The following is a 1,186-nucleotide window of genomic DNA, read 5'->3' as shown; positions in this document are numbered from 1 at the left end:
AATCTGACTTTGGCTATTAAGTCGGTTTCATATTTGTCTCCTGCGGTAACATCTGTAAATATTTCTTTGTCTAATAATGAGACTGAGTTGGTATCTATGTATTTAAGAACTTCGGGAAAGAACAGTTCTATAAATTCTATGAAAAATGTGGATATCAGTTCTTTAAATAAGCGGTCATGGTCTATTTTTTCACTCATGTTTTTGTCACATAGATTCTCTGGTTATTTTTTGTAAGCAATTACTAATAAAGAACCACCGAAAGGAAAGGAAAACCCTAATTTTATAAACCAGCGTTCCATATCAAGGATTTTCTCCAAGAGGTAATTTAGAAATCCGCTAATTTTGAGTTCGCTGGTGGGGTCATAATCTTTGGAATTTGAGCGACTGTTGATGCGAGAAATTAGCATTAATGGTAATAGAAAAGAAACAAAAGATGTCACCCTAACTATTTTAAATCCCGCTTGGTGTAATTTGATCATTAGATCTTTTTTAACGTAGCGACGGACATGATGAGCATGAGTATCAGCTTGACTCCATAGCCAAGGATGTTGAGGAACGGTCAGTATTATACCCCCCCATTTTGTGTAGCTTGATACATTTTTTCTAAAACGTCTGTATCTTGTTCTATGTGTTCAAGAACGTCAAAAGCTCCAATAATATCAAATTCCTCAGCAAAGGGGATATTCCGAGCATCCATTTGAAATAGAGTTGTTTTACATAGACGTTCTCTAGCAAATTCTAACCCTGCGGTAAATATTTCACTACCTGAACAGGTAAGATGAGAGAGATTTTTTTCAATTCCTTGCAGGACAAAACCAGTTCCGCAACCAATTTCTAGGAAGTTTTTGGCTTGGGGAAAATAATGTTTTAGTGCGTAAATTATCAGCCGATTTCGGGAACGAAACCAGAAGTTTTTGGCTTCTAATTGTGCTAATTTAGGAAAAAATTCAGCTTCAAATCCAGCACTCTCCGCAGCCAGTTCTGGTGCAAAGGTCAAGTGGCCATTTAAGGATGGGGGGGTATATCCACAAGCTGGACAATGCCAATTTTCTTGGTTAAAATGGTGGTGACATTGAGGGCAGATTTTCATGGTATTTTTATTGAACAAGGGTGGTAATTCAACTTTTGCGGATACTGTAACTTACTGAATATAGAACTCATATTTAATTCTTGAAAAAAATTAGGT

The 1,186-nt window shown here is 36.3% G+C and carries 2 protein-coding genes and 1 pseudogene; all 3 read right to left on the bottom strand.

Going from position 1 to position 1,186, the window contains the following annotated elements; genetic code table 11:
* Positions 1-197: pseudogene (locus FJR37_RS25335) on the bottom strand (flagellar assembly protein H); the annotation flags it as partial.
* A gap of 24 nt (positions 198-221) precedes the next feature.
* Entirely contained in the window at positions 222-479 is a 258-nt protein-coding gene (locus FJR37_RS26660; protein ID WP_197705512.1) for a hypothetical protein, read from the bottom strand.
* 86 nt (positions 480-565) lie between these two features.
* A complete protein-coding gene (locus FJR37_RS26655) occupies positions 566-1,090 on the bottom strand; it encodes a bifunctional 2-polyprenyl-6-hydroxyphenol methylase/3-demethylubiquinol 3-O-methyltransferase UbiG (RefSeq protein WP_200888948.1) in 525 nt (174 codons plus the stop codon).
* Positions 1,091-1,186: the final 96 nt, after the last annotated feature.

Origin of the sequence: Aphanizomenon sp. UHCC 0183 (assembly GCF_009712065.1) — a bacterium.
In the GTDB taxonomy this organism is placed as follows: domain Bacteria; phylum Cyanobacteriota; class Cyanobacteriia; order Cyanobacteriales; family Nostocaceae; genus Dolichospermum; species Dolichospermum heterosporum.
The sequence above is the reverse complement of the archived record's forward strand: the minus strand, read 5'-3'. Positions and strand labels throughout refer to the sequence as shown.